The 14,977-nt window shown below is 65.2% G+C and carries 13 protein-coding genes; 10 read left to right on the forward strand and 3 right to left on the reverse strand.

Features of this window, described 5'->3' with window-relative positions; all coding sequences use genetic code 11:
- Positions 1-31 precede the first annotated feature (31 nt).
- Positions 32-940 carry a LysR substrate-binding domain-containing protein gene (locus M2361_RS04665; protein ID WP_259246457.1) on the reverse strand — a complete coding sequence of 303 codons (909 nt, stop codon included), beginning with the start codon at positions 938-940 and terminating at the stop codon, positions 32-34.
- Between the two features lie 289 nt (positions 941-1,229).
- Here M2361_RS04665 and M2361_RS04670 point away from each other — a divergent pair, with 289 nt between their 5' ends.
- Positions 1,230-2,858, forward strand: coding sequence for a methyl-accepting chemotaxis protein (locus M2361_RS04670; protein ID WP_259246459.1), 1,629 nt, complete (start codon positions 1,230-1,232; stop codon positions 2,856-2,858).
- Between the two features lie 301 nt (positions 2,859-3,159).
- Here M2361_RS04670 and M2361_RS04675 read toward each other — a convergent pair whose 3' ends face one another.
- Positions 3,160-4,143, reverse strand: a complete 984-nt coding sequence (locus M2361_RS04675) for a tripartite tricarboxylate transporter substrate binding protein (protein WP_259246460.1) — start codon at positions 4,141-4,143, stop codon at positions 3,160-3,162.
- Between the two features lie 19 nt (positions 4,144-4,162).
- On the reverse strand, positions 4,163-5,116 hold the full coding sequence (locus tag M2361_RS04680; RefSeq protein WP_259246462.1) for an alpha/beta fold hydrolase: 954 nt from the start codon (positions 5,114-5,116) through the stop codon (positions 4,163-4,165).
- 137 nt (positions 5,117-5,253) lie between these two features.
- Here M2361_RS04680 and M2361_RS04685 point away from each other — a divergent pair, with 137 nt between their 5' ends.
- The 9 genes from M2361_RS04685 to M2361_RS04725 all read left to right on the forward strand — a co-directional run bounded on the left by M2361_RS04685 (position 5,254) and on the right by M2361_RS04725 (position 14,864).
- Positions 5,254-6,171 carry a LysR family transcriptional regulator gene (locus tag M2361_RS04685; RefSeq protein ID WP_259246464.1) on the forward strand — a complete coding sequence of 306 codons (918 nt, stop codon included), beginning with the start codon at positions 5,254-5,256 and terminating at the stop codon, positions 6,169-6,171.
- A gap of 101 nt (positions 6,172-6,272) precedes the next feature.
- The gene (locus tag M2361_RS04690; RefSeq protein ID WP_100856175.1) at positions 6,273-7,742 is read left to right on the forward strand and encodes a M20 family metallopeptidase; all 1,470 of its coding nucleotides are present in this window, start codon (positions 6,273-6,275) and stop codon (positions 7,740-7,742) included.
- Positions 7,739-8,296 carry a DUF1415 domain-containing protein gene (locus M2361_RS04695; RefSeq protein WP_259246466.1) on the forward strand — a complete coding sequence of 186 codons (558 nt, stop codon included), beginning with the start codon at positions 7,739-7,741 and terminating at the stop codon, positions 8,294-8,296. The genes M2361_RS04690 and M2361_RS04695 overlap by 4 nt, the downstream gene beginning before the upstream one ends.
- Positions 8,297-8,488: 192 nt before the next feature.
- Positions 8,489-9,370 (forward strand): alpha/beta hydrolase, encoded by an 882-nt coding sequence (locus M2361_RS04700; RefSeq protein WP_259246475.1) that lies wholly within the window; start codon positions 8,489-8,491, stop codon positions 9,368-9,370.
- Positions 9,371-9,564: 194 nt separating this feature from the next.
- Positions 9,565-10,893: a cyclopropane-fatty-acyl-phospholipid synthase family protein gene (locus tag M2361_RS04705; protein WP_259246477.1), complete on the forward strand. Its 1,329-nt coding sequence runs from the start codon at positions 9,565-9,567 to the stop codon at positions 10,891-10,893.
- Complete coding sequence (locus M2361_RS04710; RefSeq protein WP_259246478.1) at positions 10,890-11,705, forward strand: DUF1295 domain-containing protein; 816 nt, start codon at positions 10,890-10,892, stop codon at positions 11,703-11,705. Before M2361_RS04705 ends, M2361_RS04710 begins: the two co-directional genes overlap by 4 nt.
- Complete coding sequence (locus tag M2361_RS04715; RefSeq protein WP_259249239.1) at positions 11,705-12,790, forward strand: cyclopropane-fatty-acyl-phospholipid synthase family protein; 1,086 nt, start codon at positions 11,705-11,707, stop codon at positions 12,788-12,790. The genes M2361_RS04710 and M2361_RS04715 overlap by 1 nt, the downstream gene beginning before the upstream one ends.
- A 62-nt stretch (positions 12,791-12,852) precedes the next feature.
- Positions 12,853-13,449, forward strand: a complete 597-nt coding sequence (locus M2361_RS04720) for a lipocalin family protein (protein ID WP_259246480.1) — start codon at positions 12,853-12,855, stop codon at positions 13,447-13,449.
- A 320-nt stretch (positions 13,450-13,769) separates the two neighbouring features.
- Entirely contained in the window at positions 13,770-14,864 is a 1,095-nt protein-coding gene (locus tag M2361_RS04725) for a TRAP transporter substrate-binding protein (RefSeq protein WP_100856169.1), read from the forward strand.
- The last annotated feature ends 113 nt before the right edge of the window (positions 14,865-14,977 follow it).

Here is a 14,977-nt window from a genome sequence, read left to right on the forward strand (position 1 = left end):
CATCCAGACACGCGGGCGGTAGGTTAGTCCGTCAAGGCGAAGCCGTGCGCAGGTCGGCGGCTTCGCGTTCAAACTGGGTCGACAGTTCTTCCGCCGCCGGCGTCAAAGGCTGCGCGGTGCGTTGGATCAGGCCGATCACATAACTGGGCAAAGGCTCGGCAATGGGCACGATGTCCAGTTGCTCGCGCCACAGATCGGTGGTGATCAACGCGGTGGGCAACAAGGCCATGCGGTCGCTGTTCGCCACCAGCGCGGCCGTGTCGATCAAGCCATCCGTCTGCATGTCTACCCGTGGGGTACCCAAGCCCGCTTGGCTGAACACGGGGTAGACGGATGCGCCCGGTTGGCCGGGCGGCCCCGCCACCGCGAATACCGCCTCGCGTAGTTCATGCAAGCTGCGCGCCTGCCGCAAGGGGTGGTCGCGACGGGCGGCCATTACCAATGGGCTGGTCAGCAGCACGCGCGCCTTGAGCTGCGGATCGGTGTCGTCCGCGTTCAGCGAGCAAATGGCGAAATCCAGTTGGCCTTCGCGCAGCAGCGGCGTCAGGGTGTGATAGAGGCCGCTGCGGCAACTGAGTTCTACCTCGGGGTATCGCTGCCGAAAGCGGTGGATGGCGGACGTGGATAGAAGCACGGATGCCGCCGCCGAGATGCCGTACTGCACGGTGCCCAGCCGTTCACCACGCATTTGCGACATGGTGTCGCGGGCGCGCTTCGTTTCATGAACCAGGTGTTGGGCGTGGGGTAGAAAGCGTTTGCCGTAGTCGTTGGGCCGCATGCCTTTGGCGTGCCGGTCGAACAACGGCAGCCCCAGCGTGCGTTCAAGCCGCCGCAAGGACTTGGTTAAGGCTGGTTGGGTTTGCCCGGTGGCCCGGGCTGCCGCGTGCACGCTGCCATGTTGCGTGACGGCAAGAAAGTCGAACACTTGCTGCAACTTCATCTTGATGCCTCCCCGTAATTGCTCAGTCGATCTAACTGAAAGGTCCCCGGCTGCTCGCATCTGAATTGCCGACCGACCGTAGTTCATCCTTTTCAACGCCGCAAGCAGGGGTGGAGGGGAGTGGGGGCTGCGGATCACGCACATCCAGCAACGGCGGGCCTTGCGGGGCGATTAGCCTCGCGCCCTGAAGCGCCTTGTCAAACTTTTGTAACGCTCTGAGATATTTAACTTTTCGTTGCAAGATGCCGTTAAGCGAGGAAGCGTACTGCAACCCCGGAGTGGCCTTTTCATGTTCAAGAATTTAAGTATCCGCGCAATCCTGACGACCGCCTTGGGCGTCTTCTTCGCGCTTTTCCTGCTGACCGGCGTAGCCGTGCATCAGCAACTGACGTCCAACCGCACGTCCATCGAAGTGCTGCTGGACACCAATCTGGTTCGTGCCAACGCAGTGGATGGCGCGGGCGCCGAATTGCTGCGCGCCCGCCTGGTGTTGCTGGCCGCGCAAAGCGCGTTGCTGGAAGGAAAGTCCATCGACAGCCTGACCAGCATGCAGCGCCTGGATGGCTATACGAAAAGGGCGTCTGATTTGATAGAGATGGCGCGCAAACAGCCCGAGACGTCGGCACAGGGTAAGCCACTGTTCGATGCCGCGTTGGCCGCTTATGACGTCTATCAGCGCGATGCGATCGCGCCGATGGTGGCGGCGATTCGCGCGGGCAAGCCGCAAGACGCCAGCCGTCTGAACCTTGAGAAAGTCACGCCGCTGGGCACCGCGTTCACGCAGGCCATCAAGAGCTACGTGGACTACGCCGATGACGTCGGCCAGCGCGTGGCGCGCGATGCATCCACGCGCATCAACGGCGCGATTGTCGTGCTGATTTGCCTGCTGGTGGTGGTGGCGGTGTTGGTGGTGAGCCTGTACGCGATCTTTGCGCGGTCGGTGTTCCGCCCGCTGCACGAGGCGGGCCGCTTGTTCGACCGCATTGCCGGCGGCGACTTGAGCAATCGCATCGAGCAACGTGGCAACAACGAAATCGGCGTGCTGTATGCCGCCGTCAAGCGCATGCAGGACAGCTTGAGCCGCACCGTGTCGGCCGTGCGCCTGGGCGTGGAAGAGATCCATACCGGTTCGCGCGAAATCGCGGCGGGCAACATCGACCTGTCGTCGCGCACCGAGCAGCAGGCGGCATCGTTGGAAGAAACGGCCGCCAGCATGGACGAACTGTCGTCCACGGTGAAGAACAACGCCGATAGCTCGCGCAGTGCCTCGCAGTTGGCAACGGCGGCGTCCGAAGTGGCCACGCGCGGCGGCAAGGCCGTGGGCGACGTGGTGGGCACCATGCGCGGCATCGCGGATAGCTCCAAGCGCATCGCGGATATTGTGGGCGTGATCGACGGGATTGCATTCCAGACGAACATCCTGGCGCTGAACGCGGCCGTGGAAGCGGCGCGGGCCGGCGAGCAGGGCAAGGGTTTTGCAGTGGTGGCCAGCGAAGTGCGCGCCCTGGCGCAGCGCAGCGGACAGGCGGCCAAAGAGATCAAGGGGCTGATCGACGAGTCGGTGCAGAAGGTGTCGATCGGGTCGGATCAGGTGGAAGCCGCGGGTGCCACGATGCAGGAGATCGTGACATCCGTGCGCCGCGTGACGGACATCATCAACGAGATTTCCAGCGCGTCGGAAGAGCAGTCGCAGGGCATTCAGCAGGTGAATCAGGCGGTGTCGCAGATGGACAGCGTGACGCAGCAGAACGCGGCGTTGGTCGAGCAGGCCGCGGCGTCGGCGGCGTCATTGGAGGCGCAGGCGCAGCAGTTGCGTGAGGCGGTGGCGGTGTTTAAGTTGCAAGCCGGTGGGCAGGTGATTGATGCGGATGCGCCGGCGTTGGGGCGGGGTGTTGAGCCGGTGATGATTGGGGGGTGATTCTTGGGCTGTTTTGGTGTGGCTGGGGTTGGTGGTTAATCACGGCTGCTTGATGGGTTGCGCGCGTTCCATGTTTGGGCTCTTCTGCCGTTTTTCGCGCGCTACACCCATCCTACGTGTCACTTTGTAGGATGGGTGCAGCGCGCGCGAGCGTTCAGCAGAAAGAAAACGCCGATCGCGCGAAACCCATCATTGGGCCGTGATGACATGGCCCGGATGATGGATCAATCACCGCTGCTTGATGGGTTGCGCGCGTTCAACGGTGGGGTTCTTCTGCCGTCGTTCCCGCGCTTCACCCATCCTACTCAAGGCGGATGTTTGCGTCCGCCGCGACGTGCTTCCATTTTTTGACGTCGCTGGTGATGACTTCCTGGAAGGCGTCAGGTGTACCGGCGACAACCGTGCCGCCCAGGTTGGCCAACTTGGCTTTGACTTCGGGGGCGTTCAGGGCCTTGACCGAGGCGTCGTGCAGCGCCTTCTTCACATCGTCCGGCAGGCCCTTGGGCGCCAGCAGGCCGTTCCAGGCGTTGGCTTCGTAGCGCGGCAGGCCGGCTTCCTTGAAGGTCGGCGTATCGGGCAATTCCGGCGAACGCACATCCGCCGCGATGGCGATGGGGCGAATCTGACCGCTCTTGATATACGGCAGCGAGGCCGGCACGGGTTCCCAGATCATCGATACCTGGCCGCTGATCACATCGGTGAACGCGGGGCCCGCGCCACGGTACGCAATGTGCATCAGCTTGGCGCCCGTCATCGACTTCATCAATTCCATCGCCAGGTTGCCCAGGCCGCCCGCGCCGGACGAGGCGTAGGTGTACTTGTCGGGGTTCGCCTTCGACGTCGCGATCAACGCATTCAAATCGGTGGCGGGGAAGTCCTTGGTGACGCTCAGCACGCCCGGCACCGTCACCAACTGCGTGATCGGCGTGAAGTCCTGCACGGCGTCATACGTCAGCGTCTTGTACACCGCGGGATTCGTGCCGTGGGTGCTGGACGAGGCCAGCAGCAGGATGTAGCCGTCGGGCGCGGCATCCGCCACGTAGCGGGTGCCGATCGAGCCGCCCGCGCCGGCCTTGTTTTCAACCACCACGGTGGCGCCCAGCTCGGTGCCCAACTGCGCCGCGAACACGCGGCCGATGATGTCGGCGGTGCCGCCCGGGGCAAACGGCACGATCAGGCGCACGGGCTTGTTGGGGTAGGCGGCTTGTTGCGCCGACGCGGCGCCGGCGGCCAGCGTGGCGCCGGTCAGCAGCGCCAGGGCGATGGTGGTTTTCTTGAATGTCATCTGTGTCTCCAGGCGAAGGTTAGTCGAGGCTGCGATTGAGCCAATCGACGATCAATTCGGCGATCTGGTCGCTATTGCGATCCAGCATGCAGAAATGGGAATTGCCGGCGATGCCGGTGGCGGGCAGGTCCAGTACGTCGGCGTGCTGTCCGGCCGCGCGCAGGGCGGTCCAATAGGCGTCCGTCTGCGCGCGGTAGCGCTGCCAGGTGTCGTCCGCGCCAAAGTGGTCGCCCCAGACCAGCAACTGCGGAGGCAGGGCGTCTTGGGCCGTGGCCGGGGTGCCGGTGGGTTCCAGCGCCACCACCGCGCGCACCGTGCTGGCGTATTCCTGCGCCAGCAACGTGGCGTAGCCGCCGCCCTGGCTATGGCCGATGACGATGCACGGGCCGGCCAGGTCCAGCAGTTGCCGGTAGGCATCCAGCGCCATCTCGCCATGCGTCAGCCAGCGCGGCACAAACTGCTTGGCGAAGCTGTCGAAGGCGTCGACGGGAAACTGTTGCGCGGGATAGGCGTGGCGCGGTTGGCCAGCAGGGGCATAGCCAGCAGCCGGCCCGATGCGGAACAAGCGCCAGGCTTCTTCCTTGGACCGGAAGATGGGGGCGCTGTCATACACCTGCGGATACATCGCCCACGACGCGCGACCGCGTTCGGGCGCATCGGACACGAACACGTCATAGCCCGATTGCAGCAGACGCCACAGCCAGCCTTGGCGGCCGTCCGGCGTGCTTTCCCACTGCGCGCCCGTCATGCCGCCGCCATGCCACAACAGCACGGGGTAGGGATGGCGCGGCTGGGCCAGCCGGTATTCCTGCACATAAAGCTGGCCGACGCTGTAGCCGCCGTTCATGTCGATCAGGCGGGGCGCGTTGCCCACCACTTGCTTTTGCTGCATCGGCACGCCGCCCGCCACGGCTTCGGCGCCGCCCACGAAATGGCTGCGGATGGATTTGAGCAGGACGGGGGTGTCGGACATCGGCGCCTTCCAGAAAACGATGCCGGAATGTTAGTTGCCAGATGTATCAGCCTTGTGCAAAATGAGCGGCCCCTGTGCCGAATCGGCACAGACCCATCACCGCCCGCCCGGGCGCGCCTTCCTCTGAAAGAGACCCCATGGACACCAAATGGCTTGAGGACTTCGTTGCGCTGTCCAAGTCGCGCAACATGTTTCAGGCGGCTGAGGCGCGCAATGTGACCCATCCGGCTTTCGGACGCCGCATCAAGGCGCTGGAGGAGTGGGCCGGGGTGCCCTTGGTTGAGCGCGGCCATCAGGTGTCCAGCTTGAACGCGGCGGGGCGCAACATGCTGGCCGCCGCCATCGATGTGCTGGACATCCTGCGCGACACCCGCCAAGCGCTGCAAAAACCCGAGCAGGAACGCAACCGGAAAATCACTATCGCGTCGGGCAAGACCCTGGCGCATTCGGTGCTGCCCGGCGTCATGGCGCGCGTGCAGCAGGGCATGCCCGCGTTCCAGCTCAAGGTGGTCACCACCACCTTGAATTTCGGCGTGGACATGTTGGCGGATGGCGAGGTGGACTTCCTGCTGTGCCACGCGCACGAACCGCTGTACGCCAAGATCGACAACCCCGGCTACCGCTGGCGTCGGGTGGGTGCCGACAAACTGGTGGCCGTCAGCGCGCCGGTGTCGCCGGGCGGCCGCCATCCCCGCTACGCGGTGCCCAAGCTGCCGTCGGACCCGCCGGTGCCGTTCCTGGCGTATGCCGACAGCATGTCGCTGGGCCGCATCCTGGACGATAAGCTGCGCGGCCTGTGCCTGATCGGGCAGTTGCAGACGATGTACGAGTCGGACCTGGCCGACGCGCTGCACGCCATGGCGCGCCAAGGCTTCGGCCTGGCGTGGTTGCCGCACACCTTGATCGAAGCCGATCTGCGCGCCGGCACGCTGGTGCGCGCCGACAGCGCCCGCAACGACATCCACATGGAAATCCGCATCTATCAGTCGGTGGACAACGCCAAGGCGCTGGCACGAGACGTGTGGGCGCGCATTGAGGCGTATGCGGCGCGTTGACCGCGTCCCCCATCCCGCTCGCCCCGCTCTGCCGGCGGCAGGCATAAAATAGCGGATTACCCCATTCCGCACCCCCACGCACCCCTACAGGATTCCGCGCCATGAACGCCCGTATCCCCGACGACGCACTGCCGCCCACCCTTGATCCCGACGCCCTCCAGGCCTTTGTGGACGACAAGTGGGACAACGAAATCATCCCCGCGCTGACCGACTACATCGCCATCCCCGCCAAGAGTCCCGCGTTTGACGCCGACTGGGAAAAGAACGCGTTCATTGAGCGCGTGGTGCGCGATGCCGCCGCCTGGGTCGAAGCGCAGAAGGTCTCGGGCCTGAAGCTGGAAGTGGTGCGCCTGCCGGGCCGCACGCCCGTCATCTTCTTTGACGCGCCCGCCACCCGCAGCGATAACGGCGACACCGTGCTGCTGTACGGCCACCTGGACAAGCAGCCGGAATTCTCGGGCTGGCGCGCAGGTCTCGGCCCCTGGACCCCCAAGTACGAAGACGGCAAGCTCTACGGCCGTGGCGGCGCGGACGACGGCTACGCCGTGTACGCCTCGCTGACCGCCATCATGGCGCTGGACAAGCAGGGCGTTCCGCGTCCGCGCTGCGTGGGCATTGTGGAAACCTGTGAAGAATCGGGCAGCTACGACCTGCTGCCGTATGTGGATGCGTTGCGCGACCGCCTGGGCAACGTCGCCCTGGTGGTGTGCCTGGATTCGGGCGCCGGCAATTACGACCAGCTCTGGATGACGACCTCGCTGCGCGGCATGGTGGCCGGCACGCTGGAAGTGCAGGTGCTGGACGAAGGCGTGCACTCGGGCGATTCCAGCGGCGTGGTGCCGTCGTCGTTCCGCATCTTGCGCCATCTGCTGGACCGCCTGGAAGACAGCGCCACCGGCCGTCTGCTGCCGCAAAGCCTGCATTGCGAAATTCCCGCCGACCGCGTCGAACAAGTGACCGCCACCGCGCGCATTCTGGGCGACGAAGTGTGGCGTCGTTTCCCCTGGAGCTGCGGCGCCGAAGGCGGTTTTGTGCTGCCGATGACGACCGAACCCGAAGAGGCGCTGCTGAACCGCACGTGGCGCCCGACCTTGTCGGTGACCGGCGCCGAAGGCCTGCCGCCGTTGTCCAGCGCCGGCAACGTGCTGCGCCCGCGCACGGCATTCAAGCTGTCGCTGCGCCTGCCGCCGCTGATTGACGCCGTGGCCGCCTCGCAGGAAATCAAGGAACTGCTGGAAGCCGACGCGCCCTATAACGCCAAGGTCATCTTCAAGGCCAACGAAGGCGCGGCCACCGGCTGGAACGCGCCGGCATCCGTGCCCTGGCTGACCCAGGCGCTGGACGCCGCCTCGCAGCAGTACTACGGCCAGCCTTGCGGCTACATCGGCCAGGGCGGCACGATTCCGCTGATGAGCATCCTGCAAAAGGGCTTCCCGAAAGCGCAATTCATGGTGTGCGGCGTGTTGGGCCCGAAGTCCAACGCGCACGGCCCCAATGAATTCCTGCACGTGCCCTACGGCAAGAAGCTGACGGCGGCCGTTGCGCAAACCATGGCGGCCATGCCGGCATGATTTCGACTTCCGACGCTTACGCCAATGTGGTGGCTGAAACCCGCCACTGGCTGACTCAGGCCGTGATCGGCCTGAATCTTTGCCCGTTCGCCAAGGCGGTTCAGGTCAAGGACCAGATCCGCTTTGCCGTCAGCGACGCCACCGACGCCGAAGGGGTGCTGACCGACTTGCAGGACGAGCTTGCCCTGCTGGCCGAGACCGACCCCGAGAAGATCGACACCACCTTGTTGATCATCCCCGACGCGCTGGACGATTTTCTGGATTTCAACGATTTCGAAGAACTGTCCGACCGCCTGCTTAAACGCATGCGGCTGGTGGGCGAATTGCAGGTGGCCACGTTCCACCCGCAATTCCAGTTTGCCGACACGCAGGTCGACGATATCGAAAACTACACGAACCGCGCGCCGTACCCCATCCTGCACCTGCTGCGGGAAGACAGCATCGACCGCGCGGTGGAGTCGTTTCCGGACGCCTCGGAAATCTACGAGAAAAACATCGACACGATGAAGAAGCTGGGCCTGGAAGGCTGGAAGAAGCTGATGACCAAGGCTTAGGGGTTCCGATCCAGGGGCGTCCGCTTCAGGGCATCCCCTTCAGGGCGTTTATCCAGGGGCATCCATTTCGCCGTCTGCTTCGTATAGAGGGTTAACCACCTTTGATGCGACAGGAGACGGCGGTGCCCGGCATTTTTCTCTGCATTTTTCTCTGCGTTTTCCCCTTCGTTTCCCTCTCTGCCCGGGCGCGCCATGCGTAGCGCGGCCACGGTGGCCGCGCTGGCGGCCTTGCTGCTGCTGACGCTTACGGCCTGTTCGCCGCTGGCCGTGCTGAACGGCGCGGTGCCCGACAACGCCAACCGCGTGGTGGCGGACGTGGCCTATGGCGCGGACCCCAGACTACGCCTGGACATCTACGCGCCGCCCGGTGTGCAGCAGCCGCCCGTGGTCGTGTTCTTCTACGGCGGCAGTTGGCGCAATGGCTCGCGCGCCGACTACAAGTTCGTGGGCGACGCGCTGGCCTCGCGCGGCATTCTGGCCGTTATTGCCGACTACCGGCTATACCCCGACGTGGCTTACCCGGACTTCCTGGACGATTGCGCCCGCGCTGTCGCCTGGACGCTGCAACACGTGGCCGAATACGGCGGCGACCCGGGCCGGGTATTCGTGGCCGGCCACAGCGCGGGCGGCTACAACGCCGCCATGGTCGCGCTGGACGCGCGCTGGCTGGAACGCCATGGCGCGTCGCCGTCGATGCTGCGCGGCTGGATCGGCATGGCCGGCCCCTATGACTTCCTGCCCATCGTGGCCAGCAGCCTGAAGCCCGTGTTCCATTTCCCGGGCACGCCGCCCGACTCCCAGCCCATTGCCCACGTCACCCCCAACGCGCCGCCCGCCTTGCTGATGGCGGGCATGGCCGACACCACCGTCGACCCCCATCGCAATACCGAAGGGCTGGCCGCCGCCTTGCAGGCCGCGCGGGTGCCCGTGACGCTGGTGCGTTACGACGGCCTGGGGCATGCGCTGCTGGCCGGGGCGCTGGCGCGTCCGCTGCGATGGCGTGCGCCGGTGCTGGACGACTTGGCGGGTTTTGTCTTGGATCCGTCGGGTGGGCCGCTCCGATCGGACAAGTAGCGCGTTGAAGTAGCGCAGTCGCGTCGCGCATCCGATACGCGAATTTGGGTTGGGCTCGCGGCTACGGGTTTTCCCTGGTGAATCCAATTCGCCGGGGCCTACGTATATAGGGCATCGACACGCGCAAGCGGGAATTCTGTCGCCCATTGGATCCCGATCCCGCGCGCTTAATCCGCCTAACCAGGAGAAGACTGATGAGATCCCCCTCCGACTCCGAACGCCTGGCGCTCAACGATGCCTGCGTGCCCGAGGCCGAGCAGGCCCTGTCGCTGACCGAACGCCTGCTGCGTCGGCGCCTGCTTGACCAACTGGGGCAACTGCAAGGCGGGCGGCTGCTGATCGACGACGCAATGGGCAGCGTCGAATTGGGCAACGTCGAACCGGGCAACGTCGAACCGGGCGAGCAGGGCGCAACAGCCGGCCGACCCCTGCGGCTGCGGGTGCAAGACCCGGCGTTCTACGGCGCAATCGCCCGCCATGGCAGCGTGGGCGGCGGCGAATCCTATGGCGACGGCCATTGGCACTGCAATGATCTTGTCGGCCTGATCCGCCTGCTGGTGCGCAACCGCGACCTGCTCGACGGCATGGAACGTGGCATGGCGCGGCTGGGCGGCATGGCGATGCGGGCGCTGCATGCCTGCCGCCGCAACACGCGCGCAGGCAGCCGGCGCAATATCGCCGCGCACTACGACCTAGGCAATGAGTTCTTCCGCCTGTTCCTGTCCGACGACATGATGTATTCGTCGGCTGTGTGGGCGGGCGACGACGACACGCTGGAGCAGGCCTCCACCCGCAAGCTGGACGTAATCTGCCGCAAGCTGGATCTGCGGCCCGGCCAGCATGTGGTCGAGATCGGCACGGGGTGGGGCGGCTTTGCGCTGCACGCCGCGCGCCACTACGGCTGCCGCGTCACCACCACCACGATCTCGCGCGAGCAGCACGCGCTGGCCACCGAACGCATACGCCGCGCCGGCCTGCAGTACCGCGTGGACGTGCTGCTGCAAGACTATCGCGACCTGAACGGCCAGTTCGACAAGCTGGTGTCCATTGAAATGATCGAGGCCATCGGCGCCGCCTACTTGCCGGCGTACTTCGCCAAGGTGGGCGAACTGCTCAAGCCGGACGGCATGGCGCTGATCCAGGCCATCACCATTGAAGACCATCGCTACGCGCAGGCGCTGAAGGCGGTGGACTTCATCAAGCGGCATATCTTCCCCGGCAGCTTCATGCCGTCCATCCAGGCCATGCTGCAAGCCAAGACGCGCGTCAGTGACCTAAGCCTGGTGCACCTCGAAGACTTCGGCCTGTCTTATGCGCGCACCTTGGAAGCCTGGCGGGATCGCTTCATGGCGCGGCTGGACGCCGTCCGCGCACAAGGTTTTGACGAACGCTTCATTCGCCTGTGGGAGTTCTACCTGGCGTATTGCGAAGGCGGCTTTCGTGAACGCGCTATCGGCGTGTCGCATCTGCTGCTGGCGCGGCCGGCCGCCATGCCCGCGACGGCGCGCTGGGCTACGTCATGACGCCCGGCATGCAGGCGCTGATGGTGGCGGCGGTGGCCGTGGTGCTGATGACCGTGGGCTGGCGCTGGCAGCGGCGCCATCACAACGCGGGCATTGTGGACGCGATGTGGGCGTCTGGCATGGCGCTGGCCGCCGTGTTGCTGGCGCTGACCGGCCCCGGCGCGGCCATCCCGCGCGTGTTGCTAGCCGTGCTGGGCGGCGTGTGGGCCGGGCGGTTGGCGTGGCACATCTGGCGGCGCGTGCGCCATGGCGAGGAAGACGGCCGCTACCGCGCCTTGCGGGCGCATTGGAACGGGCACCAGGGCAAGTTTGCGCTGTTCTTCCTGGCGCAAGCCGGGCTGGTCGTCTTCATGTCGCTGCCCTTCATCGCGGTCGCTTCCAACCCCGTGCCGCGCATGACGCCGTGGGTGTGGCTGGGCCTGCTGGTGTGGATCGTGTCCGTGGCGGGTGAAACGATTGCCGACCGGCAGTTGGACGCTTTTCGCGACAACCCGGCCAACCGTGGCCGCACCTGCCGCCAGGGCCTGTGGCGCTATTCCCGGCATCCCAATTACTTCTTCGAATGGCTGCACTGGTTCAGCTATGTGGCGTTGGCGGTGGGCGCCGACCTGGCCTGGCTGGCCTGGCTGGGCCCCATTGCCATGTTCATTTTCCTGCGCTGGATCAGCGGCATTCCCTACACCGAAGCGCAGGCGCTGCGCACCCGGGGTGACGACTACCGCCAGTACCAGCGCACCACGCCGATGCTGTTCCCGTGGTTTCCCAAGCGGGAATCGGCGGGCTCAACGCATACCAATGCAAAGGGCGAATGATGACGACCGCAACACTCAACGATTCCCGCCTGGCTTCCGACCGGCCGGCGCCCGGCTTATTGGGGCTGGCCGAACGCGGCCTGGTACCCGACGCGCTGATGCGCCACGGCATCCGCCGCTTGTGCGCCCAGCGTCTGCGGGAGGAACAGGTGGACGGCCCCGCGGGCCAGGCGCGGCGCTATCAGCAGTTGATCGATGAGCTGCGTACCAGCCCCGTCGCCATCCACACCGACGCCGCCAACACCCAGCACTACGAGCTGCCGGCCGACTTCTTCAAGCTGTGCCTGGGCCGGCAGTTGAAGTACTCCGGCTGCTATTACCCCACGGGCCGCGAAACGCTGGACCAGGCCGAAGCCGCCATGCTGGAACTGACCGGCCTGCGCGCCGAACTGATGGACGGCCAGCGCATCCTGGAACTGGGCTGCGGCTGGGGATCCCTGACGCTGTGGATGGCCGAACGCTATCCCTCGGCGCGCATTACGGCGGTCTCGAATTCCGCCTCGCAGCGGCAGCACATCCAGGCGCAATGCCGCGCGCGAGGGCTGCTGAACGTCGAGGTCATCACCTGCGACGTCAATACGCTGGAGTTGCCGCCGTCCGCGTTCGACCGCTGCGTGTCGGTGGAAATGTTCGAGCACATGCGCAACTACCAAGACCTGCTGGCGCGCATCGGCTCGTGGTTGCGCCCGGGCGGCAAGCTGTTCGTGCACCTGTTCGCGCACCGCAGTCTGATGTACCCGTTCGAAACCGAGGGCGCCGACAATTGGCTGGGCCGGCATTTCTTCACGGGCGGCATCATGCCGTCAGCGGACACCTTGCTGTGGTTCCAGCAGGACTTGCGCATCCAGGCGCGCTGGCTGGTCGACGGCCGCCATTACGAGCGCACCGCCAACCACTGGCTGGCCAACCAGGACAAAAAGCGGGCAGACATCATGCAGGTGCTGGAACAGGCCTATGGCGCGCCGCTTGCGGGCCTGTGGTTCCACCGCTGGCGCATGTTCTGGATGGCCTGCGCCGAACTGTTCGGCTACCAGGACGGGCAGGCGTGGATGGTGGCGCATTACCGCTTCGTGCGGCCTGAATAGGTTTTACCAAGGCCTGACCAAGGCCGGACCCAACCATGCAACCAGACCGAGAGGAGGGCGCCATGCCGAAAACCAAACGCTTTGCCAGGGTGACCGGACTTGCGGTGCTGGCCGCGCTTGCCGCGTTGGCCGGGTGCAGCAGCCCGCCGCCGATGCCCGCCGTCAACAACGTCGACATCAAGCGCTTCATGGGCGATTGGTATGTGATCGCCGGCATTCCCACCTGGCCCGAACGCCAGTCGTACAACGCTGTCGAGTCCTACGCCTTGCTGGCCGATGGCCGCATCCAGACCACCTTCCGCTACCGCCACGGCGGCTTCGACGCCAAGGTGAAAACCATGCGGCCGGTGGGCACGGTGGAGCCGGACACGGGCAACGCCATCTGGGGCATGCAGTTCATCTGGCCCATCCAGGCGGAATACGTCATCGCGTATCTGGACGACGACTATCAGCAAACCATCATCGGCCGCAGCAAGCGCGACTACGTCTGGATCATGGCGCGCACGCCCAGCTTGCCGCCCGCCGACTACGCCCGCCTGGTGGATAAGGTGCGCGAACTGGGCTATGACACCGCGGAATTGCGCCCCGTGCCGCAGCAATGGCCCGAGCAGGGGCCCGAACCGCGCACGTATCCAGATGCTGCCGGCGCAACACGCTAAATATTTTTTGGTTATATAGCGGCGGCCGCTTATTTCAGCGCTGCGCGCCGGTATCGCGTCTGATCCGGCCCGCATACCAGTGCAGAAAGACCGTGCGCGCCATCAAGCCCGCCGCTGGTCATACCAGCTCTACGAAGACGAAAGATTTCACGAAGCTTACGGCAAGGGTTTTCCCGCTACGCCCCGGGCGGCATTTGCCGATAGGATCGCAGCCAAATTCATGAGCGCGACCATTTGTTACCCACAGGATCGCGCCTGGGGGCTCCACCAATTCGCCCCGGGACCCGGAAAAAAAACTTTATCCAAGTTGGGAGACTTGCATGCAACGCCGTTCCTTTTTGAAGAAAGCCACCTTGGGGGCCGCAGCAGGCGGCGCCACCCTGGCGGCGCCCGTCATCGCCCAGGAGGCCCCCACCCTGAACTGGCGCCTGGCGTCCAGCTTCCCCCGTAGCGCCGACGCCATCTATTCCGGCGGCGAAAGCGTCGCCAAGTACGTGTCCGAAGCCACCGGCGGCAAGTTCTCCATCCGCGTGTTCCCGGCCGGCGAAATCGTCCCGGCGCTGCAAGTGCTGGATGGCGTGCAAAACGGCACGATCGAATGCGGCCACAGCGCGTCGTACTACTACTACGGCAAGGACCCGGTCCTGAGCTTTGACGCCGCCGTGCCGTTCGGCCTGAACACCCGCCAGATGAATTCCTGGATGCGCCACGGCGACGGCCTGTCGCTGCTGCGCGACGTCTTCAAGACCTACAACATCGTCAACTTCCCCTGCGGCTATACCGGCACGCAGATGGGCGGCTGGTTCCGCAAGGAAATCAAGACGGTGGACGACCTGAAGGGCCTGAAGTTCCGCGTCAGCGCCTTCGCGGGCGCCGTGTTGTCGCGCCTGGGCGTGGTGCCGCAGCAGATTGCCGGCGGCGACATCTACCCGGCGCTGGAAAAGGGCACCATCGACGCGGCCGAATGGATCGGCCCCTACGACGATGAAAAGCTGGGCTTCAACAAGGTGGCCCCGCATTACTACTACCCGGGCTGGTGGGAAGGCACGCTGCAAGTGTCGCTCTACGTCAACCAGGACGCCTACAACAAGCTGCCCAAGCACTACCAGGCCATCCTGGCGCAGGCATCGGCCGCGGCGACCAACGACATGATCGCCAAGTACGACGCCGAAAACCCCGCCGCGCTGCGCCGCCTGATCGCCCAGGGCGCCAAGCTGCAATCGTTCCCCAAGCCCGTCATGGACGCGTGCTTCGCGGAATCGGTCAAGCTGTACGACGAAATGGGCGCCAAGAACCCGGTGTTCAAGAAAGTCTACGAAAGCATGAAGAACTTCCGCGACAACGAACTGCCCTGGTTCCGCGTGGCTGAAGGCAGCTATGACAGCTACATGGGCACGATCAACCGCGGCAAGTAAGCCGCCCCGATTGTGCCGGCGCGCGTGGATGTGCCGCATCCGCGCGCGCCTGCTGGTTTTCTCCTCTCTTCTCGTTGCACATTGACTGCGCGCCAAGCCCCGCGCCAGTCCGG

The organism is Achromobacter sp. JUb104, assembly GCF_024806975.1.
GTDB lineage: Bacteria > Pseudomonadota > Gammaproteobacteria > Burkholderiales > Burkholderiaceae_B > Achromobacter > Achromobacter spanius.

Coding starts and splice junctions, on each gene's coding strand:
- M2361_RS04725 (WP_100856169.1), top strand. CDS start 13,770: ATGCAACGCCGTTCCTTTTTGAAGAAAGCCACCTTGGGGGCCGCAGCA.
- M2361_RS04695 (WP_259246466.1), top strand. CDS start 7,739: ATGATTTCGACTTCCGACGCTTACGCCAATGTGGTGGCTGAAACCCGC.
- M2361_RS04700 (WP_259246475.1), top strand. CDS start 8,489: ATGCGTAGCGCGGCCACGGTGGCCGCGCTGGCGGCCTTGCTGCTGCTG.
- M2361_RS04705 (WP_259246477.1), top strand. CDS start 9,565: ATGAGATCCCCCTCCGACTCCGAACGCCTGGCGCTCAACGATGCCTGC.
- M2361_RS04665 (WP_259246457.1), bottom strand. CDS start 940: ATGAAGTTGCAGCAAGTGTTCGACTTTCTTGCCGTCACGCAACATGGC.
- M2361_RS04720 (WP_259246480.1), top strand. CDS start 12,853: ATGCCGAAAACCAAACGCTTTGCCAGGGTGACCGGACTTGCGGTGCTG.
- M2361_RS04675 (WP_259246460.1), bottom strand. CDS start 4,143: ATGACATTCAAGAAAACCACCATCGCCCTGGCGCTGCTGACCGGCGCC.
- M2361_RS04680 (WP_259246462.1), bottom strand. CDS start 5,116: ATGTCCGACACCCCCGTCCTGCTCAAATCCATCCGCAGCCATTTCGTG.
- M2361_RS04715 (WP_259249239.1), top strand. CDS start 11,705: ATGACGACCGCAACACTCAACGATTCCCGCCTGGCTTCCGACCGGCCG.
- M2361_RS04670 (WP_259246459.1), top strand. CDS start 1,230: ATGTTCAAGAATTTAAGTATCCGCGCAATCCTGACGACCGCCTTGGGC.
- M2361_RS04685 (WP_259246464.1), top strand. CDS start 5,254: ATGGACACCAAATGGCTTGAGGACTTCGTTGCGCTGTCCAAGTCGCGC.
- M2361_RS04690 (WP_100856175.1), top strand. CDS start 6,273: ATGAACGCCCGTATCCCCGACGACGCACTGCCGCCCACCCTTGATCCC.
- M2361_RS04710 (WP_259246478.1), top strand. CDS start 10,890: ATGACGCCCGGCATGCAGGCGCTGATGGTGGCGGCGGTGGCCGTGGTG.